The 18,561-nt window shown below is 57.2% G+C and carries 22 protein-coding genes; 13 read left to right on the top strand and 9 right to left on the bottom strand.

Annotated elements, in window-relative coordinates:
• Positions 1-486 (bottom strand): YqaA family protein (locus ABWP81_RS05340; protein WP_353132903.1); only part of this gene is annotated, 486 nt, incomplete at its 3' end.
• 131 nt (positions 487-617) lie between these two features.
• Between ABWP81_RS05340 and dusB the strand changes: the two genes are divergently transcribed.
• Genes dusB through ABWP81_RS05320 form a run of 4 tightly spaced genes read left to right on the top strand, consistent with a single transcriptional unit; the run spans position 618 to position 4,868 of the window.
• Entirely contained in the window at positions 618-1,652 is a 1,035-nt protein-coding gene (dusB, locus tag ABWP81_RS05335; protein WP_353132906.1) for a tRNA dihydrouridine synthase DusB, read from the top strand.
• The gene (locus tag ABWP81_RS05330; protein ID WP_353132909.1) at positions 1,645-1,881 is read left to right on the top strand and encodes a helix-turn-helix domain-containing protein; all 237 of its coding nucleotides are present in this window, start codon (positions 1,645-1,647) and stop codon (positions 1,879-1,881) included. The genes dusB and ABWP81_RS05330 overlap by 8 nt, the downstream gene beginning before the upstream one ends.
• A 20-nt stretch (positions 1,882-1,901) precedes the next feature.
• Positions 1,902-3,530, top strand: a complete 1,629-nt coding sequence (gene purH, locus ABWP81_RS05325) for a bifunctional phosphoribosylaminoimidazolecarboxamide formyltransferase/IMP cyclohydrolase (protein ID WP_353140105.1) — start codon at positions 1,902-1,904, stop codon at positions 3,528-3,530.
• A 60-nt stretch (positions 3,531-3,590) separates the two neighbouring features.
• Positions 3,591-4,868, top strand: a complete 1,278-nt coding sequence (locus ABWP81_RS05320) for a DEAD/DEAH box helicase (RefSeq protein WP_353140107.1) — start codon at positions 3,591-3,593, stop codon at positions 4,866-4,868.
• Positions 4,869-4,952: 84 nt separating this feature from the next.
• Here ABWP81_RS05320 and ABWP81_RS05315 read toward each other — a convergent pair whose 3' ends face one another.
• The 3 genes from ABWP81_RS05315 to thiD all read right to left on the bottom strand — a co-directional run bounded on the left by ABWP81_RS05315 (position 4,953) and on the right by thiD (position 7,644).
• Positions 4,953-5,303: a DUF6172 family protein gene (locus ABWP81_RS05315; RefSeq protein ID WP_353136880.1), complete on the bottom strand. Its 351-nt coding sequence runs from the start codon at positions 5,301-5,303 to the stop codon at positions 4,953-4,955.
• Positions 5,304-5,393: 90 nt separating this feature from the next.
• The gene (hemL, locus tag ABWP81_RS05310) at positions 5,394-6,689 is read right to left on the bottom strand and encodes a glutamate-1-semialdehyde 2,1-aminomutase (RefSeq protein ID WP_353140103.1); all 1,296 of its coding nucleotides are present in this window, start codon (positions 6,687-6,689) and stop codon (positions 5,394-5,396) included.
• A gap of 13 nt (positions 6,690-6,702) precedes the next feature.
• A complete protein-coding gene (gene thiD, locus ABWP81_RS05305; RefSeq protein ID WP_353136889.1) occupies positions 6,703-7,644 on the bottom strand; it encodes a bifunctional hydroxymethylpyrimidine kinase/phosphomethylpyrimidine kinase in 942 nt (313 codons plus the stop codon).
• Between the two features lie 66 nt (positions 7,645-7,710).
• Here thiD and ABWP81_RS05300 point away from each other — a divergent pair, with 66 nt between their 5' ends.
• Together ABWP81_RS05300 and ABWP81_RS05295 are read left to right on the top strand one after the other, a co-directional pair.
• Positions 7,711-7,863 (top strand): rubredoxin, encoded by a 153-nt coding sequence (locus ABWP81_RS05300; protein ID WP_353136886.1) that lies wholly within the window; start codon positions 7,711-7,713, stop codon positions 7,861-7,863.
• Between the two features lie 5 nt (positions 7,864-7,868).
• Positions 7,869-8,516, top strand: coding sequence for a hypothetical protein (locus ABWP81_RS05295; RefSeq protein WP_353140101.1), 648 nt, complete (start codon positions 7,869-7,871; stop codon positions 8,514-8,516).
• 38 nt (positions 8,517-8,554) lie between these two features.
• Here the strand turns inward: ABWP81_RS05295 and ABWP81_RS05290 are convergent, their stop codons facing one another.
• Positions 8,555-10,054, bottom strand: a complete 1,500-nt coding sequence (locus ABWP81_RS05290) for a cryptochrome/photolyase family protein (RefSeq protein ID WP_353140099.1) — start codon at positions 10,052-10,054, stop codon at positions 8,555-8,557.
• 22 nt (positions 10,055-10,076) lie between these two features.
• Here ABWP81_RS05290 and ABWP81_RS05285 point away from each other — a divergent pair, with 22 nt between their 5' ends.
• The 7 genes from ABWP81_RS05285 to ABWP81_RS05255 all read left to right on the top strand — a co-directional run bounded on the left by ABWP81_RS05285 (position 10,077) and on the right by ABWP81_RS05255 (position 15,226).
• A complete protein-coding gene (locus tag ABWP81_RS05285; protein ID WP_353134914.1) occupies positions 10,077-10,742 on the top strand; it encodes a YqgE/AlgH family protein in 666 nt (221 codons plus the stop codon).
• A complete protein-coding gene (ruvX, locus tag ABWP81_RS05280; RefSeq protein ID WP_353140097.1) occupies positions 10,739-11,176 on the top strand; it encodes a Holliday junction resolvase RuvX in 438 nt (145 codons plus the stop codon). The genes ABWP81_RS05285 and ruvX overlap by 4 nt, the downstream gene beginning before the upstream one ends.
• The gene (gene pyrR, locus ABWP81_RS05275; RefSeq protein WP_353140095.1) at positions 11,173-11,679 is read left to right on the top strand and encodes a bifunctional pyr operon transcriptional regulator/uracil phosphoribosyltransferase PyrR; all 507 of its coding nucleotides are present in this window, start codon (positions 11,173-11,175) and stop codon (positions 11,677-11,679) included. The genes ruvX and pyrR overlap by 4 nt, the downstream gene beginning before the upstream one ends.
• A gap of 9 nt (positions 11,680-11,688) precedes the next feature.
• Entirely contained in the window at positions 11,689-12,651 is a 963-nt protein-coding gene (locus ABWP81_RS05270) for an aspartate carbamoyltransferase catalytic subunit (RefSeq protein ID WP_353134905.1), read from the top strand.
• Positions 12,648-13,988: a dihydroorotase gene (locus ABWP81_RS05265; protein WP_353140093.1), complete on the top strand. Its 1,341-nt coding sequence runs from the start codon at positions 12,648-12,650 to the stop codon at positions 13,986-13,988. The genes ABWP81_RS05270 and ABWP81_RS05265 overlap by 4 nt, the downstream gene beginning before the upstream one ends.
• Entirely contained in the window at positions 13,988-14,719 is a 732-nt protein-coding gene (locus ABWP81_RS05260; protein ID WP_353134899.1) for a lysophospholipid acyltransferase family protein, read from the top strand. Before ABWP81_RS05265 ends, ABWP81_RS05260 begins: the two co-directional genes overlap by 1 nt.
• A gap of 219 nt (positions 14,720-14,938) precedes the next feature.
• On the top strand, positions 14,939-15,226 hold the full coding sequence (locus tag ABWP81_RS05255) for an ArsR/SmtB family transcription factor (protein ID WP_353134926.1): 288 nt from the start codon (positions 14,939-14,941) through the stop codon (positions 15,224-15,226).
• Here the strand turns inward: ABWP81_RS05255 and ABWP81_RS05250 are convergent.
• From ABWP81_RS05250 to ABWP81_RS05235, 4 genes are all read right to left on the bottom strand, one after another.
• On the bottom strand, positions 15,223-15,654 hold the full coding sequence (locus ABWP81_RS05250) for a DsrE family protein (protein WP_502905513.1): 432 nt from the start codon (positions 15,652-15,654) through the stop codon (positions 15,223-15,225). The genes ABWP81_RS05255 and ABWP81_RS05250 overlap by 4 nt on opposite strands.
• 12 nt (positions 15,655-15,666) lie before the next feature.
• A complete protein-coding gene (locus ABWP81_RS05245; protein WP_353134893.1) occupies positions 15,667-16,953 on the bottom strand; it encodes an FCSD flavin-binding domain-containing protein in 1,287 nt (428 codons plus the stop codon).
• A gap of 13 nt (positions 16,954-16,966) precedes the next feature.
• On the bottom strand, positions 16,967-17,302 hold the full coding sequence (locus ABWP81_RS05240; RefSeq protein ID WP_353134890.1) for a c-type cytochrome: 336 nt from the start codon (positions 17,300-17,302) through the stop codon (positions 16,967-16,969).
• 142 nt (positions 17,303-17,444) lie between these two features.
• Positions 17,445-18,521, bottom strand: coding sequence for a YeeE/YedE family protein (locus ABWP81_RS05235; RefSeq protein ID WP_353134887.1), 1,077 nt, complete (start codon positions 18,519-18,521; stop codon positions 17,445-17,447).
• Positions 18,522-18,561: the final 40 nt, after the last annotated feature.

Below are 18,561 nucleotides of genomic sequence, written 5' to 3'. Positions count from 1 at the left end.
CCCCCAATGCTGCGGAAACACCCAAAGCAACCCAGCCGTCATAAGCACATACCTTGCAAATTTCCCCACCGCCATGTAGGCCACGCACGGCCAAAAGGGCAGGCGCAGCCAACCTGCCACGGCGCAAAGAGGGTCGCCCACCACAGGTAGCCAGGCCAACAAGCAGGCTTTGGGTCCAAACGATTTGAGCCAGCGCAGGGCGCGGGCATCTTGGGCTGATGTTTCTTTGTGGCGCAGCTTGTCGCTCACTTTGTGTGCGCCGCTACCCATCCACCAGCTGACCGCGCCGCCGCCCGTGTTGCCCACAGTGGCTACCAAAATGGCGGGCCAGAAGAGTTCGGGGTTGAGTTTGATCAAACCAAACACCACGGGCTCAGAGCCCATGGGCAACAAAGTGGCCGAGATGAACGACACCACAAACACGGTGCTCAGGCCAAACTCGGGCAGGGCCAAGGCGGCCATCAATGATTGCATCCAAATTTCCATGCAACAAGTGTAGTGACTGAGTTTGTCAAGTTGGATAAATCCTGACGTAATGGTCATTCAATGCGCACCTGCTGAAATTTTCAGCAGGTACAATCGTGCCTCCTTTTTAAGCGCATCACACCTTTTACTCCATGCACATCGGCCCCTACACATTGGCAAACAACCTGTTTGTCGCGCCAATGGCTGGCGTGACCGACCGGCCATTTCGCATGTTGTGCAAGCAGTTGGGTGCGGGCTATGCGGTCAGCGAGATGGTCACTTCGCGCAAAGATTTGTGGACCAGTCTCAAAACCTCACGTCGCGCAGACCACACGGGCGAAAGCGGCCCCATCGCCGTGCAAATTGCCGGCACGGATGCGGCCATGATGGCCGAGGCCGCGTTGTACAACATTGAGCGCGGTGCGCAAATCATCGACATCAACATGGGCTGCCCTGCCAAAAAGGTGTGCAACAAATGGGCGGGTTCGGCCTTGATGCAAGACGAGCCATTGGCCATGTCCATCGTGCAAGCGGTGGTGGATGCCGCTCAGCCACACGGCGTGCCCGTGACGTTAAAAATGCGCACCGGTTGGTGCAACGCACACAAAAACGCCGTGGCCTTGGCCCGCGCTGCTGAGTCCGCAGGCGTGCAAATGATTACTGTGCACGGCCGCACCCGTGAGCAAGGCTACAAAGGTTTGGCCGAGTACGACACCATCACCGCGGTTAAGCAATCGGTGCGCGTGCCCGTGGTGGCCAATGGCGACATTGACTCGCCCGAGAAAGCCAAAGAAGTTTTAAAGCTCACCGGCGCTGATGCTGTGATGATTGGCCGCGCCGCCCAAGGCCGCCCTTGGATATTCCGAGAAATTGCGCACTACTTGGCTACAGGCGAGCACTTGGCTCAGCCTTTGGTGGCAGAGGTCAGCCGCTTGTTGCTGGCGCACCTTGACGAGCACTACGCCCTTTACGGCGAGCGCACCGGCGTGCGCAGCGCCCGCAAACACATTGCTTGGTACATCCGCAGCTTGCCTGGTGGCGAGGCGTTTCGCCAACACATGAACGCCCTAGAAGACAGCGCTTCGCAACACCGTGCCGTGGCTGCCTTCTTCGATGACTTGGCTGAGCGTCACGAGCGCTTGCCCGACCCTGTTTTATTAGACGAACCGTTAGCTTTGCATGAGTAAAAAACATATTGAAGAGGTGGTGCGTGCCAGCCTCGAAACCTATTTCCGCGACCTCAAAGGCACTGAGCCCGACAACATGCACGACATGATGGTGCGTGTGGTGGAAAAGCCATTGCTTGAAATCGTCATGCAACAGGCCGATAACAACCAGTCACGCGCCGCCGAATGGCTGGGGCTGAACCGCAACACGCTGCGTAAAAAACTTCTCGACCACAAACTTATCAAATAAGAATTTTTAAAAAGAAAAGCATGAAAGCACTCATTTCCGTCTCTGACAAAACTGGCATCGTTGAACTCGCGCGTGACCTGCACGCCTTGGGCGTGAGCCTCATCTCCACCGGCGGTACTGCCAAGCTTTTGGCCGAGCAAGGTTTGCCCGTCACTGAAGTGGCCGAAGTCACAGGCTTTCCCGAAATGCTCGACGGCCGCGTCAAAACCCTGCACCCCAAAGTGCACGGCGGTTTGCTGGCGCGTCGCGACACGCCCGAACACATGGCCGCTTTGCAGGCGCACGGCATCGACACGATTGATTTGTTGATTGTGAATTTGTATCCGTTTGAAGCCACCGTGGCCAAGCCCGGCTGCACGCTGGCCGACGCGATTGAAAATATCGACATCGGCGGCCCCGCCATGGTGCGCTCTGCCGCCAAGAACTGGAAAGACGTGGCCGTGTTGACCGACGCGGACCAATACCCCGCCGTGATTGCTGAACTCAAAGCATCACACGCGCAAGGTCAAAGCAAGTTGAGCGACAAGCTTCGCTTTGCGTTGTCTGTGGCTGCGTTCAACCGCATCAGCCAATACGACGGAGCCATCAGCAACTACCTCTCCAGCGTGAACTTTGAAGCCGAAAAACTGAGCGAAGAATACGTGCCCGAGCTCGACCAGTTCAGCGGCCAGTTCAACCAGCAATACGTGAAGGTGCAAGACCTGCGCTACGGCGAAAACAGCCACCAGCAAGCTGCTTGGTACCGCGACTTGGCCCCAGCCGCAGGCTCGCTCGCCACCGGCGTGCAACTGCAAGGCAAGGAACTGTCCTACAACAACATCGCCGATGCAGACGCTGCGTGGGAATGTGTGAAGAGCTTTGACACGGGAGCCAACGGCGACCCTTCACAGTTCGCGGCGTGTGTCATCGTCAAACACGCCAACCCCTGCGGCGTGGCCGTGGGTGTGAACCCGCTCGAGGCCTACAGCAAGGCCTTCCAAACCGACCCCACCAGCGCGTTTGGCGGCATCATCGCCTTCAACCGCCCAGTGGACAAAGCTGCCGCCGAAGCCGTGAGCAAGCAATTCGTCGAAGTGTTGATGGCCCCTGACTTCAGCGCCGAAGCGCTAGAAGTATTTAAGAGCAAAGTCAATGTGCGCTTGATGAAAATCGCCTTGCCTGCCAATTACGGCGACGTTCGCAACGCGCTCGAAACCAAGCGCGTGGGCTCGGGCCTGCTGCTGCAAAGTGCCGACAACCACGAGCTGGCTTTGGCCGACTTGAAGATCGTCACCGTCAAACAACCCACCCCTGAAGAGTTGAATGACCTGTTGTTCGCGTGGAAAGTGGCTAAGTTCGTCAAGTCCAACGCCATCGTGTTCTGCAAAAACGGCATGACCATGGGCGTGGGCGCCGGCCAAATGAGCCGCCTCGACTCCGCCCGCATCGCCAGCATCAAGGCTGAAGCCGCCAAGCTCAGCCTGCAACACACCGTGGTGGCCAGCGATGCCTTCTTCCCGTTCCGTGACGGCCTCGACGTGGTGGTGGATGCAGGCGCGACCTGCGTCGTCCAGCCCGGCGGCTCCATGCGCGACCCAGAAGTGATTGACGCCGCCAACGAGCGTGGCGTGGCCATGGTGTTCACGGGTGTGCGTCACTTCCGCCATTGATCGCATCCATTGAACATTGACACCCAAGACAACGCGCCGCTTGATGCGGCGCAAACAAGCCTGAGCTTTGCTCAGCTCGGACTCAACGCCGAGCTGCAAAGCTCAGCGGCCGAGGCGGGCTTTACTGCACCCACGCCCGTTCAAATCGAGGCCATTGGCCCTGTGCTGAATGGCCGCGATGTGTTGGCCACTGCGCAAACTGGCTCCGGCAAAACGGCCGCGTATGTGCTGCCCGTGTTGCAGCTGCTCATGGCCACGGCGGCCTCGCGTGACGAGGCGCCTAAGAAGCGCACCACCCAAGTGCTGGTGCTCGTGCCTACGCGTGAACTCGCCACGCAGGTGAGCGACGTGCTGCGCGATTTGGCTCGGCCCTTAACGCAGTCCATCAAAGTTGGCACCTTGTTTGGTGGCGTGTCCATCAACCCCCAAATGATGAGCCTGCGCAGCGGAGCCGATGTGGTGGTGGCCACACCCGGCCGCTTGTTAGACATCATTGAGCACAACGCCTTGAACTTGGGCCAAGTGCAGCACCTCGTGTTGGACGAAGCCGACCGTTTGCTCGACCTCGGCTTTGCCGAAGAGCTGCAACGCATCTTGGCGCTGTTGCCCACCCAGAAACAAAACCTGCTGTTCAGCGCTACCTTTGAGCCAGCGGTGCAAACCTTGGCTGAGGCGTTGCTGAGCAACCCTGCGCGTATCACTATTGCCCACACAGAAGAGCACACGCCCGACATTGCACAACGCGCGATTCAGGTGGACGAAAAAAGCCGCACAGCTTTGCTGCGCCACCTTATCAAAACGCACGCATGGAAGCGCGTGTTTGTCTTCGTCGCCACCCGTTACGCGTGTGAGCATGTGGCCAACAAGCTGTACAAGGCTGGCGTGTTTGCCACCGCGTTTCATGGGGAGATGAGCCAAGGCGCGCGTCAAGATGTGTTGGCCGAGTTCAAAGAAGAACGCTGGGAAGTGGTGGTCACCACCGACCTCGCAGCCCGTGGCATCGACATCGCGCAGCTGCCTGTGGTGGTCAACTACGACCTGCCGCGTTCAGCCACCGACTACACACACCGCATTGGCCGCACAGGTCGGGCAGGGGCACATGGCGAAGCGGTCAGTTTTGTGACCGCCGCCACGCTGGCGCATTGGCAGCTGATTCAAAAACGCGCCCAAGTGCAACTGTCCGTTGAAGTGCTCGAAGGCTTTGAGCCGACCGAAGTCCCGCCTCCTGTATCGCCACTGAATGACGGGACAGGTGGCATCAAAGGGAGTCGCCCGAGTAAAAAAGACAAGTTGCGTGCTGCGGCCGCAGCGGTCGCTGCCGTTGGTCCAACGCCATAAAGAAATGTCGCAAAGAAAAAGCCACCCTCGGGTGGCTTTTTTGTGGGCGCTTGCAATCGGGGCAAGCGATCTAGATCTAGTGGCTTAGTCGTTGCCGTCATCCAAGCCATCCAGCGCATGGCGCTCTTGGTGTTCACGTTCTTCACCCGCTGGGCGCTTGGTGCGTACGCCGGGCTTGGCCAAGAGTTCAACGTAAAACTGTGTGGCTTGGTTGGCCACCGCGTTGTCGATGCAGGTGATGACGTTGGCCAAATGCACCACTTCGGCAGCTTCTTCGGTCAAGCCAAATTTGCAATCGAAATCCCAAAAATCCGCGCCTTCTGTCAGGTCGCGGCGGCGCTCGCGTTTGAGGTATTTGCGAAGGTCGTGCTTGATGGCTTCAAGCAAGCGCTCGGGGTGCTTGCCTTCGACTTGAAGTTGGAATGTTTTTTTCATGTGTGTCCTTTAGGGAAATACGCCTTATCAGGACGAGAGTGTTAGGCGCTTCGCGGCGCGAATAAGAAATACGTTGGGGCTAGCCGGTCTTTATAGCTGCGCAAATACCTCGGCAGCCACGGCCACAGTCTCAGCAATGTCGGCCTCGGTGTGTGCTGCGCTAACAAAGCCTGCTTCGTACAACGCGGGGGCGATGTACACGCCACCATCGAGCAAACCGTGGAAGAGCCTGTTGAACTTGGGGCTGTCGCTGGTCATAACTTTGGCGTAGTTGCTTGGCAACTCTGGCAACAAGAAGAAGCCAAACATGCCGCCTTGGCAGTCGCCGCTAAAGGGCACACCTGCTTTGGACGCTGCGCCCGTGAGGCCATCCACCAAGCTTTGTGTGCGCGCACCCAGTGCTTCATAAAAGCCAGGCTTGGCAATTTCGCGCAAGGTAGCCAGGCCGCACGCGGTGGCCACAGGGTTGCCGCTGAGGGTGCCCGCTTGATACACGGGACCGGTGGGGGCCAACTGCTGCATGATGGCGCGAGGGCCACCAAACGCTGCCAAGGGCATGCCGCCGCCAATGACTTTGCCCAGCACGGTCACATCAGGCTTGAAGCCGGGGATGAGTTTGGCGTACACGCTTTGCGCGCTGCCCAGTGCCACGCGAAAACCCGTCATCACTTCGTCAAACACAAACAGTGCGCCGTATTCGGTACACAGCTCACGGCAGCGTTTCATAAACGGCACGCTGGCACGCACAAAGTTCATATTGCCTGCAATGGGCTCAATCATCACGCAGGCGAGTTCTTTGCCGTGCAACTTGAAGGTCTCCTCAAGTTGCTCAATGTTGTTGAACTCCAGCACCAGGGTGTCGCGCACGACTTCAGGCGGCACGCCCGCGCTGGTGGGGTTACCAAAGGTGGCGAGGCCCGAGCCTGCTTTGACCAACAACGCGTCGCAGTGGCCGTGGTAGCAACCTTCAAATTTGATGAACTTGCTCCGGCCCGTGGCACCTCGAGCCAGGCGCAAAGCACTCATGCCCGCTTCTGTGCCCGAGCTAACCAAGCGCACCATTTCCATGGACGGCACGTGCTTCAAGATTTCTTCAGCCAGCTCAATCTCGCGCTCGGTGGGCGCGCCGAATGAGAAGCCATCCAAGGCTGCTTTTTGCACGGCTTCCAACACAACAGGGTTGCCGTGACCCAAAATCATGGGGCCCCAAGAGCCGATGTAGTCGATGTACTTTTGGCCGTTGGCATCCCAAAAGTAAGCGCCATGGGCGCGTTGCACAAAGCGGGGTGTGCCACCCACCGCTCGAAATGCACGTACGGGTGAATTCACGCCACCGGGGATGACTTGAGCAGCGCGGTCAAACAGGGTTTGGTTCAGATCGGTCATGGTTTTTTAGGGGTCAATGTTTGGTTTCGTATCGGGGTAGCGAGAAGTCTTCGGCGGTGGCGGGCAAGCCATCGGTGGCATCACCTTCCTCACCTTCAGTGTCTTCTTCGGCCCAAAACATGCGGTCGGGCAGCACGTGGCCCATGCCTGGTCGGAAGCCACAGTTGAGGCTTTGGTCAAGGTAGTTCAGGGCTTCGCGTGTCGCCAGCTCTAGGTCGGTGCCAGCGGCCAGCACGGCAGCCAGTGTGATGCTCAGGGTGTCTCCAGCGCCAGAGAACAAGGCGTCAAAGCGCTCAAAGCGCTCACTCACCATCACTGTGTGGGCCGTAGCCAAGGCGTTTTCAATGTGTTGGTCGGGGTGGTTGATGCCCGTCACCAGCACGTAGGGCACGCCCACTTCGGCAGCAGCGCGGGCAATATCGCGCGGGCTGGGACTTTTCTCGTTGCTCCAGTCGGGTAGCAACCAGCGCCACAAGGTGTTGTGGTTGCCCACCAGCACAGTGGTTTGGGGCAATATCAGTTCGTGAAACGCGTCTAGGTAAGCGTCAATCTTTTCGTCTTCCCACCACGACAGGTTGGGCATGTAGGCAACAACGGGCACTTCGGCATAGTCGGCGCTGATTTCGGCAATCACACTCAGGTTATCTGGGGTGCCGCAAAACCCGACTTTGATGATTTGCACACTCACGTCTTCCAGCACGCTGCGAGCTTGCTCGGCCACCGCATCGTCGTCGAAGGCAATGTGGTCAAAAATTTCAGCCGTGTCGCGCATGTAGGCGCCCGTCACCACCGGCAGTGCGTGTGCACCGACAGAGGCTGCAGCCAAGATGTCAGCTGACAAGCCGCCCGCCCCGCTGGGGTCGCTGGCATTGAAAACCAAAATGCAGGGAGGTGCTCCGCTGGTTTCGTCAGACAGGGCATTTTCGGGAGGTAGGGGGGTGTTTTCTAGCGCCATAAGTGGGTCGATACAATACAAAACATTCTATGCGTTGACGAAAGAAATACTGTGGCTAATACCTGGATGTGTCTGATTTGTGGATGGATTTACGACGAAGAGGCCGGCGCGCCTGAGCACGGCATTGCCCCCGGTACCGCTTGGGCCGATGTGCCCATGAACTGGACGTGTCCAGAGTGTGCCGCGCGCAAAGAAGACTTTGAAATGGTGCAAATCTAATTCCCATGGAAGTTCGTGCGCAGTTTGAAAGCCATGTCTTAGCCTTGCTGCGCCAGCGGCCTGCTGTGAATTTGCAAGCAGCACGCGAGTTAGAGCTTTTGTGCCAGCGTCAGCTAGACGCTGAAACGCTGGCGGGCTGGCGTACCTTTTGGTCGTTGGCCACCCACTTTTTTGAAGGTCTGCGCTTGGCCCCCAACCGCAGCATTCAAGAGCCCGAGGCCAATGCAGCCTCGCAAGTGCTAAGTGGTTTGCAGCTGCGTGAGCAGTTCAACGCGCACGACAAACCCATGGACGACAGCCTGCAAGTCATCAACCACTTGCTGTTTTTAGAGCAGGCCGACGTGATTTCGCAGCGCTTGGTCAGCATCCTCAACGATTGGTCAGAATCGCCCGAGTCAGACCTGCCCATCGAAGCCCAGCTCGACGTGCAAAGCATGGCCCAACTGGCTGAAGATGTTCAGCTGACGGCTGTGCAACAAGTGGCCGATTCGTTGGCTGTGCAACTGGCCCGCTTGCGCGCCAAGCGCGTGGCCGATGACATCAAAACCAGCCTCAGCGGCGCCCAAGAAGTGAGCCGCTTGCTGCAACACTTCGCGGTGGGCAGCGTGCGCGAGCCGCAGCCGCAAGTGTTGGCGGCACTCAAAGGGGAGTGACAGCGCCTAAGTGCTGTCGTGGCGAATAGCCTCGTTCCTTACTTCACTTTCTTCACCACCGCATACCGCTCCAGCGTGCGCGTGCGCGCCTCGGCGTGGTCCACGATGGGTCTTGGGTAATCTCGGCCCAGTACCAATCCCGCTTCTTCTAATTCCAAAGGTTTGGCCAGCCATGGTGCGTGGATGGCTTTGTTATTGAGTTTGGCCAGCGCGGGCACATAGCGGCGAATGAACTTGCCTTCTGGGTCAAACTTTTCGCTTTGGTTGGTGGGGTTGAAGATGCGAAAGTAGGGCTGCGCATCGCAGCCGCTCGAGCTGGCCCATTGCCAACCGCCGTTGTTGGCAGCAAGGTCAAAGTCGTTCAGGTGCTCGGCAAAATAGCGCTCGCCCCAGCGCCAATCGATGCCAAGGTCTTTGGTCAAAAAGCTGGCCACCACCATGCGCAGGCGGTTGTGCATGTAGCCAGTTTGGTTGATCTGCGCCATGGCCGCATCCACCAACGGATAGCCCGTGCGGCCCTCGCACCACGCGGCAAACAGTTCTTTGGCTTGCTTGTGATGGTCCCACTTGATGTCGTTGTATTCGGGTTTGAAAGCACCCGTCACCACACGCGGATGGTGATGCAAGATTTGGTGATAAAAATCGCGCCAAATCAGCTCTGACAGCCACACCTCAGCACCGGCCGAGCCCACCCGCATGCGCTTGAGCGCGGTGGATGCCAACTGGCGAATCGACACCGTGCCGAAGCGCAAGTGCACGCTTAGGTAGCTGGGGCCTTTGATGGCGGGGAAGTTGCGTGTTTCGTCGTAACGGTCCATGCGGTCAAAGAAGTCTTCAAACAAAGCCAGGCCGCCGGGGCTGCCCGTGGGCACATGCAAGCTGCTGAGGTTGGTGGCTTCAAAGCCAAGGTCTGCCAAGCTAGGCACAGCCAGTTGGTAGGCTGGTGGCCGTGCGGCCAAGGCTTTGATGTATTTACCCACGGGGTAAGACTTTAAATAGTAGTCGTTCACCTTTTGTAACCACGCGTTTTTGTAGGGCGTGAACACGCCGTAAGGCTTGCTCATTTGCGTCAACACCTCGCTACGCTCAAAAATCACATGGTCTTTGAAGGTTTGAAAACCAATGCCAAAGTTCGCTAAGCTGCCGCGCACTTGGGCGTCGCGTGCCTGCGCATCGGGCTCGTCGTCGTGGTTGGCAAACACCTCTTGCACGCCCAACTCGTGGGCCAAGCGCGGCACTTCATGCGCTGCCACGGCGTGGCGCACGATCAGGCCCGCACCCGCTTGGCCAGCCACGGCGTGCAGCTCGGCGTCCAGCGCCACCAGTGACTCGCGGATGAACTCCACACGGCGGTCAGCACGGGGCAGGCTGTCCAAAATGGCCTTGTCGAACACGAACACACAATGCACGTGTTTGCAGCTTTTGAGCGCTTGAAAAAGGGCTGCGTTGTCAAACGCACGCAGGTCGCGACGAAACCACATCAGACCCTTGTCCACGTGGGGCAAATGGTGTGTGGATTTAGACGATTGGCTAGGCATGTTCACCCTTTAAAATTACGGTATGTCTGCTGATTCTCTCTCCATCAACCTCACGCATCATTTTCTAATTGCCATGCCCGGTTTGGAGGACGAGACTTTTGCCAAAAGCGTGGTCTATGTGTGCGAGCACAGCGAACGCGGCGCGATGGGCTTGGTGATCAACAAACCAGGTGAACTGTCGATGAAGGGCTTGTTTGAAAAAGTCGACTTGCCCCTGCACCGGCAAGACCTGATGAATGCCCCTGTGTTGCAAGGCGGCCCCGTACACACCGAGCGTGGATTTGTGTTGCACGATGGGTTGTGGAGCCATGAGGCTGAGCCTGTGGCTGAGGTGATTGAATTGGTTAAGGCAGCCGAAGATGCGGCCGTGCTCACCGCTGTGAGCGACAAAGAATCGGTCTACGCCTCCACCATGGCCATCCCCGGCGGCCTAGAGATGACCACCTCCAAAGACGTGCTCGAAGCCCTGTCCATGGGCGCTGGCCCCAAGCGTGTGTTGATTTCCTTGGGCTACTCGGCCTGGGGTGAAGGCCAACTGGAGTCTGAGTTGGCCGAAAACAGTTGGCTGACGGTGGGTGCAGACATGGCGGTGATTTTTGACACGCCTGTCGACCAACGCTACGCAAGAGCCATGAAACTGCTGGGCCTTGAGCCTTGGATGCTCTCCGGCGAGGTGGGGCATTCATGACTGAACAAGCCGCACCTTTGGCAACTGCGCCCAAGCCTGCCGTGCCTGATCACTTTCAATCTTTTCTCGCGTTTGACTTTGGCGTCAAACGCACCGGCGTGGCCTATGGCAGCCGCTTGTTGCGTGAGGCGCAGCCGCAAGCCACTGTCAATGCCGAGGGCGAGGCCCGTTGGCCACTGATTACCCAACGCATTGCCGAATGGCAGCCCAACGCGCTGGTGGTGGGCGTGCCTTATCACCCCGATGGTGCCGCGCACGAAAACACGGCCAAGGCCAAAAAATTTGCACGCCAGTTGAATGGGCGTTTCAACCTGCCGGTTTTTGAAGTGGACGAGCGTTACAGCACCACCGAAGCGCACAGCCAAGGTGCCAAAGATGCAGACGCTGCATCGGCTTGCATCATCCTCAATCAATTTTTTCGAGAGAACTTATGAGTACCCACGGCAACCTCATGTTGGATGCAGAAAGCTTGTACACCGAGCTGCTCAAAGGCGTGCGCAGCATGCTCACACCCACCACACGTTTGGTGGGCATCACCTCGGGTGGCGCTTGGCTCGCTGCACGTTTGCAAAAAGATTTGGCTTTGGAAGGCGAAGCCGGCAGCATCTCATCGGCCATGCACCGCGACGACTTTGCGCAACGCGGCTTGGCTGATGGCGGCCAAACCAAGCTGCCGTTTGAAGTGAACGGCGCACACCTCATCGTGCTGGACGACGTGCTGTACACCGGCCGCACCATTCGTGCCGTGCTCAATGAATTGTTTGACTACGGCCGTCCTGCCCATGTGCAACTGGCTGTGTTGGTGGACCGCGGTGGCCGCGAGCTGCCCATTCAGGCCGACTTTGCCGCAGCACGTGTGGCACTGCCAGCCACCCAATCGCTGGCGCTGACGGTTGAGGCCAATGGGCAATTTAACTTTTCGGTCGAGACCGAATAAAGGCCAGACATGCTCTACAAGCGCAACCCCCAACTTAACAAAAACGGCGAGCTGATACACCTGCTCTCCACCGAAGGTTTGTCACGCAATATCCTCACCCACATCTTGGACACAGCTGCCAACTTTGTTTCGGTCAACGACCGCGAAGTGAAGAAGGTGCCACTCCTGCGGGGAAAAAGCGTGTTCAACCTGTTCTTTGAAAACAGCACACGCACACGCACCACGTTCGAGATTGCCGCCACGCGTTTGTCGGCCGATGTGTTCAACCTCGACATCGCACGTTCATCCGCTGCCAAGGGCGAGTCGTTGCTCGACACCATCGCCAATCTGAGCGCGATGGCCGCAGATATTTTTGTGGTGCGCCACAGCGAGTCGGGTGCGCCTTACCTCATTGCCGAACACGTCGCGCCGCACGTGCATGTCATCAACGCCGGTGACGGCCGTCACGCACACCCCACGCAGGGTTTGCTGGACATGTACACCATCCGCCACTACAAAAAAGATTTCACCAACCTCACCGTGGCCATCGTGGGTGACGTGTTGCACTCGCGTGTGGCGCGCTCGGACATTCACGCGCTCACCACACTGGGCTGCGCCGAAGTGCGCGTGGTGGGCCCTAAAACCTTGGTGCCCAGTGACTTGTCGGCCATGGGCGTGAAGGTGTTTAACAACCTTGAAGAAGGCATCAAGGACTGCGATGTGGTTATCACGCTGCGCTTGCAAAACGAACGCATGAGCGGTGCATTGCTTCCATCGAGCCAAGAATATTTCAAATCTTTTGGCCTCACGCCAGAGAAGCTGCAACTGGCCAAACCCGACGCGATCGTGATGCACCCGGGCCCCATCAACCGAGGTGTGGAGATTGACTCAGCCGTGGTCGATGGGCCGCAAAGTGTCATCTTGTCGCAGGTGACGTTTGGTATTGCAGTGCGCATGGCCGTGATGTCCATCGTGGCGGGAAATGAAGCATGAACATCTTGATACAAAACGGTCGTGTCATCGACCCCGCCTCTGGCTTTGACCACGTGGCTGATGTGGCGGTGGCTGAGGGTCACATCGTGGCAATTGTGAAAAGTGACGCTAAGTCGGGCGACAAATTGCCAGCCAATTTCAAAGCAGAGCAAACGATAGATGCCAAAGGCTGCATCGTTGCCCCTGGCTTGGTCGACTTGCAAGTGCGCTTGCGTGAACCCGGCTACGAGCACGAAGGCATGTTGGCCTCCGAGCTCATGGCCGCTGTAGCCGGTGGTGTGACCAGCCTGGTGTGCCCACCCGACACCGACCCCGTGTTGGACGAGCCCGGCCTGATTGAAATGCTCAAGTTCCGCGCCGAAAAGTTGCAGTGCGCACGCGTGTTTCCACTAGGCGCGCTCACGCGTGGCTTGAAGGGTGAAGTGCTGACCGAAATGTCAGACCTCACCGACGCAGGTTGCGTGGGCTTTAGCCAAGCCGAAGTGCCTTTGGAAAACACACAAGTGTTGCAACGCGCTTTGCAATACGCATCGACCTTTGGCTACACCGTGTGGCTGCGCCCACAAGACATGCATCTGGGCAAAGGCGTGGCCGCCAGCGGTCCGCTGGCCACCCGCTTGGGTTTGAGTGGCGTGCCTGTGGCGGCAGAGACCATTGCCCTGCACACCATCTTTGCGCTGATGCGCAGTACCAAAGCCCGCGTGCACCTGTGCCGCATCTCTAGCGCCGAAGGTGTTGAGCTGGTGCGGGCTGCCAAGCAAGAAGGCTTGGTTGTGACGGCAGACGTGAGCATCAATTCTTTGCACCTGACCGATCACGACATTGGCTACTTCGACAGCCGCGCCCGCGTGACCCCCGTGTTGCGCCAACAACGTGACCGCGATGCCCTGCGTGCCGCTTTGGCCGACGGCACACTCGACGCTTTGGTGTCAGACCACACGCCCATCGACATCGATGGCAAGGCGCTGCCATTTGCCGAAGCCGAGTCGGGTGCGACGGGCCTAGAGCTATTGCTTAGCCTTTCGCTCAAGTGGGCGCAAGAAAGCAAAGTAAGCGTGATGCGCGCCCTCGACGTGCTAACCGCGCAACCTGCCAAGGTGTTGGGCAAGGTGCAGGGCATGCCACGTGACATGAGCAACAGCTTGGGCCGGTTGCATGTGGGTGGCGTGGCCGATGTGGTGGTGTTTGATCCCGCAGTTGAATGGCAGGTCACACCCGATGCGTTGCACAGCCAAGGCAAGCACACGCCGTTTGCGTTTGACATGACGGGCATGGTCATGCCCGCTCGCGTCAAAGCCACCCTGGTGGCCGGCCGCATCGCTTACAGGGTGGCTTGATGAAGCACTTGTTGGCACTAGTGAAGTTTGTGCGCGTCATCGGGTGCATCTGGGTGGCGTATTGGGACATTCGTAACAAATTCCCCAGCTACAGCGACGATCAGCAAGCCCGCTATGTTGAGGTTTGGGCTCGTGGCATGTTGTCTGCCATCGGCATTGAGGTGCGCGTCAAAGGCCACCCAGCTCACGGTCCCGTGTTGATGGCGGCCAATCACATTTCGTGGCTTGATATTTTGGTCATGCATGCGGCTTGCCATTGCCGCTTTGTGGCCAAGTCTGAAATTCGCGACTGGCCTGTGTTGGGCTTACTCACCACAGGTGGCGGCTCGCTATACATCGAGCGATCTTCCAACCGCGATGCTCTGCGCGTGGTGCATCAAATGGCTGAGGCCTTGCAGCAAGGCCACGTGCTGGCGGTGTTCCCCGAAGGGGGCACGGGCGACGGCATCACGCTTTTGCCGTTTCATGCCAACTTGCTGCAAGCTGCCATTTCGGTGAATGCCCCCATTCAACCTATTGCCTTGCAGTTCATGGATGCCCACACCCACGACATTAGCCTAGCCCCGTGCTACCGTGATAACGACACCTTAATTGGCTCACTATGGCGCACGTTGTGCGCGCCGCCTTTGCTGGCGCAAGTGCGCTACGGCGACACGCAAACTGCCGATGGGCGCAACCGCCGTGAGTGGGCGGTAGACCTGCAAGCGACAGTGGCTGATCTGTGCAAGTGATATCCTTTTTCAAATATGGCAACTAACAAATTAACCCCATCTCCCGTCAAAGCAAAAGCTGTGACGGTGAAAAAACCTGCAACAAAAAAACTGACGCTTAAGCCTGCTGCCAAAGCAGTAAAGGCAACAGCCAAAGTGGTTAAAGCGCCTGTCAAAGCGTTGAAGGTACGTGCAAAGACTTCTAAACAGGCGTCATCCGATAGCGCCGATTTAGATGAGATGTTTCACTTGGCCGCAGAAACCTTTCGGGTTATGTCTGCGCCCATGCGTTTGAAAATCATCAATTGCTTGTGCACGGAAGAAAAAAATGTAGGCCAGTTGCTGGAAGAAATCGACACCACACAGCCCAATATGTCTCAGCACTTGAACACCTTGTTCAAATCTAAAATTTTGGGCCGTCGCCGTGAAGGCGTTCAAATTTACTACCGCATCATCAACGAGCGCGTGGTGACACTTTGCCGTGCTGTGTGTACGCAAATCGCCATTGACAGCGATATTGCGCACTAAGGCTTGAGGTAAACGTAGCCTTCTTTGGACTGTAAACGCGCGACTTCGGATACGCCAGACGGCACGATCTTGGCATCCATCGAGACTTTGTTGGCGTCGATGTTGCGTGAGGTCAGTGTGTTGTTACACACGCGAAATTGCACGCCTTTGCTTGAAAGGTCAGACACGATGCCGCTGAACTCGCGGCCTTTGTTGTCTTTGGCACCATCCAATAAAAAGTCAATGCCCGCACCGTGCGTGACCACGACGATTTTTGCCGAGGCGTCGGCGTTCAAGTGGTTGCGCACATTGCCCAAGATGGCTGCCGCTGTGTCAACACCCGTGTTGACGTGGTAGGCCACCTTGATGTCTTGCGCTTGCACTGCGCCAAAGCTCAATGCAAGTGTCATGGCGGCAAGTGTGTGAAAGACGGATTTAAGTATGTTCATACAAAAAGATTCTCACATCAAGCTATCGGCCCAAATGTTTTGGGCCCAGTTCCACGCGTAAATGCCTTCCAGCTCATTGGGCGCTGTGGACACTCCGCCAGAACCAGGTACGGTTTTGTAGGTCTTGTCTTTGGCGTCGTATTGGTGAACTGAGGCCACGTGCACCACCAGTTTGTCGTTCACAAAGCTGTAGCAGGTGTTGCTGAGGAACGGTGATGGGTTGACGGGCATGTCTGACAGTTGCGCCACGATGGCTGCAGCGGTGACCTTGCCATGCGAGTTGGCCATATGGCCAGACTTGGGCATGAGCGGGGCCAACATGATGGAGTCGCCAATGACGTGAATGTCTTTGGCCTGCGTGGACTCAAAGGTTTGGTAATGCACACCACACCAGCGTGCGTTGACGTTGGCCAAGTTTGATTGCACCGCAATGCCACCGGCGCGCATGGCAGGCAACACGTTGAGCACGTTGGCTTTGATGTCGTCTTGCACATCAAACTTCAAGGTGTTGGTCTTGGCGTCCACCGCCACCACTTTGTGTTGTGGCACGTACTCCAATATGCCCTTGTAGTTGTCAGCCCAGAACTTTTTGAACAGCGGCCCTTTAGATGTGACGTCTTGGTTGGCATCCAAGATAAGCACCTTGGACTTGGGCTTGTGTTGTTTGAAGTAATGTGCAGCTTGACTGGCACGCTCGTACGGTCCGGGTGGGCAGCGGTATGGCGCTTCGGGAATGGTGATGGCAAACACGCCGCCATCGTCCATGGCTTCTAGTTGCTTACGCAAGGCAAGCGTTTCTGGGCCGCCTTTCCACGCTTGCAAAATTTGGCCTGAGGCTTGGGCTTCTTTCAAACCTTCGACGGTGTTGAGCATCAAGTCAATGCCGGGCGACATGATCAGCTTGTCGTAGCGAATCGAGGGCCCACTGGCCAAGGTGACGGTTTTCTTGACGGGGTCCACGCTGGCCACGTAGTCGCGAATAATGTTGACACCGTGTTTGCCCGACAACTTGTCGTACGGTGTGGTGATGTCAGCCATGGTTTTACTGCCGCCAATCACTAAGTTAGAAATTGGGCAAGACACAAAATCACCACTGGGCTCAATCATCGTGACGTCAATTTTGTAGTCTGACAACATGCGCACATACTTGGCAGCGGTCGCGCCGCCATAGCCGCCCCCCACCACGATCACACGTGCTTTTTCGGGAACGCGGCCTACAGAGGCACACCCCATCATGCTACCAAGAGCACCCAACGAACCAAGCGCCATAGAGGCTTGAACAAAGCTGCGACGTTTCATGATAGATCCTTGATTAACGCTTGGTAGCAGCGTAGTAGCTGGCGATGGTGTCAATTTGGGCATCGGTCAGGCCTTTGGTGATTTGGTGCATCACTGTTGCAGGTCGTGTTCCATTTTTAAAAGCTTGCATTTGCAACACGTGGTATTCCTTGGGCATGCCCACCAAGGATGGAATAGCTGAACCCTCGACGGTGCGGCCCTCGGTGCCGTGGCAGTTGGCGCACATGGCGGCCGTGGCGCGGTTGTGCAGCTGCGTGGCTTTGTCTTGGGCGTGAGCAGTGGCGCTCACACTGAGTGTCAAGGCTGTAGCGGCAAGTAGGCGTAACAAGTGGGGAGATGTTGTTTTCATCGAGACCTCTTTGAACGGAGTAAATCAATCAGTGATCAGTAATATATCCAGAATGTGAAAACGCCATCACGGGGTTTACCCACTGATGACGCCGATCCACACATAAAACTATACCGTATGAATTCGAAGTAGTTAGTTCGGATTAGGGCTGTATCAAGTTGGGTGCGCTGGCCGGCGGTGCGTCTAACCAACGGTCAACCAAACCTGCTCCCATCCACATGCCAATGAGGGAGACCCATGCGGTTAATGCAAATATCGATCCACCCGTCACGCCCGCACCCACGGCGCAACCGCCAGCCAGCATCGCGCCAAATCCCATGAAGACAGCACCCACGATATAGCGGCGCATGGCATAGCCATCTTTAAAGCCTTCAAGCTTGAGCTCTTTGCCTATCCATGCCGCAAAGAAGGAGCCCAAGAACACACCGGGCATCAAACCAAAGTCAAAGCCAATGCCAGGAGGGTTGGGGGCCAACACGCGCATCAGCCACTCGGCCGATGGACCGCTGAAGGTGATGCCTTGAATGTGCACCACTTCAAATGACGCTTTAGACACGCTGTAAGAAAACCACCAAGCCAGCGCGACGCTCAAGCCCGTGCCAATGCCGCCCACCCACATCCAAGCCCGCTGCGTGGTTCGTGTGGTGAAGTAAAGAGCAGCCAATAGCCACACGCAGCCAATCATCAAGCCGGTGGTGTGGCTCAAGCCCAAAATGGATAGCAGGTCACGGCTGCTACCACCTTCGACGGTCCACCAAGTGCTGATTTCTTCGCGCAAGGGTGACAGCGCGCCCGACAGGGCCGATTGCGCGGTAACCGCAAAAATTAAACCCGATAGCAACGCACGCAAGTTGCCGGTAGCCGACAAGACAAGTAAGCGGCTGGCGCAGCCGCGCGTCATGATCATGCCTACGCCGAACAACAAGCCACCCACCAATGCCCCAGACAGGCTGCCACGCGAAGCCAGTTGGCGTGCGGTGCTGACATCCAGGCCGCCCAAAACAATCAAACCTTGAATAGCAATGACAGCCGCTGAGAAGGTAAGCAACCACACCGACAACTTCTCGCCAAACTGGTGGTGCCAAAACTCGATCACTGCTGCGCGCAGGCAAAACTTGGAGCGCTGTGCGAAGAAACCAAATAACAAGCCGACAAGCAAACCGCCCGTGGCTAAAACATAGGGTTCGCCATAGGCTTCATTGAATGCGGTGAGGTTCATATGGTTTAGTCTATGCTTATATTTGTACTATGCTAAGTGC

The organism is Limnohabitans sp., assembly GCF_040401135.1.
Classification (GTDB): domain Bacteria; phylum Pseudomonadota; class Gammaproteobacteria; order Burkholderiales; family Burkholderiaceae_C; genus Limnohabitans.
The sequence above is the reverse complement of the archived record's forward strand: the minus strand, read 5'-3'. Positions and strand labels throughout refer to the sequence as shown.

Coding starts and splice junctions, on each gene's coding strand:
- ABWP81_RS05265 (WP_353140093.1), top strand. CDS start 12,648: ATGAACATCTTGATACAAAACGGTCGTGTCATCGACCCCGCCTCTGGC.
- ABWP81_RS05235 (WP_353134887.1), bottom strand. CDS start 18,521: ATGAACCTCACCGCATTCAATGAAGCCTATGGCGAACCCTATGTTTTA.
- ABWP81_RS05290 (WP_353140099.1), bottom strand. CDS start 10,054: ATGCCTAGCCAATCGTCTAAATCCACACACCATTTGCCCCACGTGGAC.
- ABWP81_RS05315 (WP_353136880.1), bottom strand. CDS start 5,303: ATGAAAAAAACATTCCAACTTCAAGTCGAAGGCAAGCACCCCGAGCGC.
- pyrR (WP_353140095.1), top strand. CDS start 11,173: ATGAGTACCCACGGCAACCTCATGTTGGATGCAGAAAGCTTGTACACC.
- hemL (WP_353140103.1), bottom strand. CDS start 6,689: ATGACCGATCTGAACCAAACCCTGTTTGACCGCGCTGCTCAAGTCATC.
- ABWP81_RS05330 (WP_353132909.1), top strand. CDS start 1,645: ATGAGTAAAAAACATATTGAAGAGGTGGTGCGTGCCAGCCTCGAAACC.
- ruvX (WP_353140097.1), top strand. CDS start 10,739: ATGACTGAACAAGCCGCACCTTTGGCAACTGCGCCCAAGCCTGCCGTG.
- ABWP81_RS05240 (WP_353134890.1), bottom strand. CDS start 17,302: ATGAAAACAACATCTCCCCACTTGTTACGCCTACTTGCCGCTACAGCC.
- purH (WP_353140105.1), top strand. CDS start 1,902: ATGAAAGCACTCATTTCCGTCTCTGACAAAACTGGCATCGTTGAACTC.
- dusB (WP_353132906.1), top strand. CDS start 618: ATGCACATCGGCCCCTACACATTGGCAAACAACCTGTTTGTCGCGCCA.
- ABWP81_RS05260 (WP_353134899.1), top strand. CDS start 13,988: ATGAAGCACTTGTTGGCACTAGTGAAGTTTGTGCGCGTCATCGGGTGC.
- ABWP81_RS05250 (WP_502905513.1), bottom strand. CDS start 15,654: ATGAACATACTTAAATCCGTCTTTCACACACTTGCCGCCATGACACTT.
- thiD (WP_353136889.1), bottom strand. CDS start 7,644: ATGGCGCTAGAAAACACCCCCCTACCTCCCGAAAATGCCCTGTCTGAC.
- ABWP81_RS05270 (WP_353134905.1), top strand. CDS start 11,689: ATGCTCTACAAGCGCAACCCCCAACTTAACAAAAACGGCGAGCTGATA.
- ABWP81_RS05300 (WP_353136886.1), top strand. CDS start 7,711: ATGTGTCTGATTTGTGGATGGATTTACGACGAAGAGGCCGGCGCGCCT.
- ABWP81_RS05285 (WP_353134914.1), top strand. CDS start 10,077: ATGTCTGCTGATTCTCTCTCCATCAACCTCACGCATCATTTTCTAATT.
- ABWP81_RS05245 (WP_353134893.1), bottom strand. CDS start 16,953: ATGAAACGTCGCAGCTTTGTTCAAGCCTCTATGGCGCTTGGTTCGTTG.
- ABWP81_RS05295 (WP_353140101.1), top strand. CDS start 7,869: ATGGAAGTTCGTGCGCAGTTTGAAAGCCATGTCTTAGCCTTGCTGCGC.
- ABWP81_RS05255 (WP_353134926.1), top strand. CDS start 14,939: ATGTTTCACTTGGCCGCAGAAACCTTTCGGGTTATGTCTGCGCCCATG.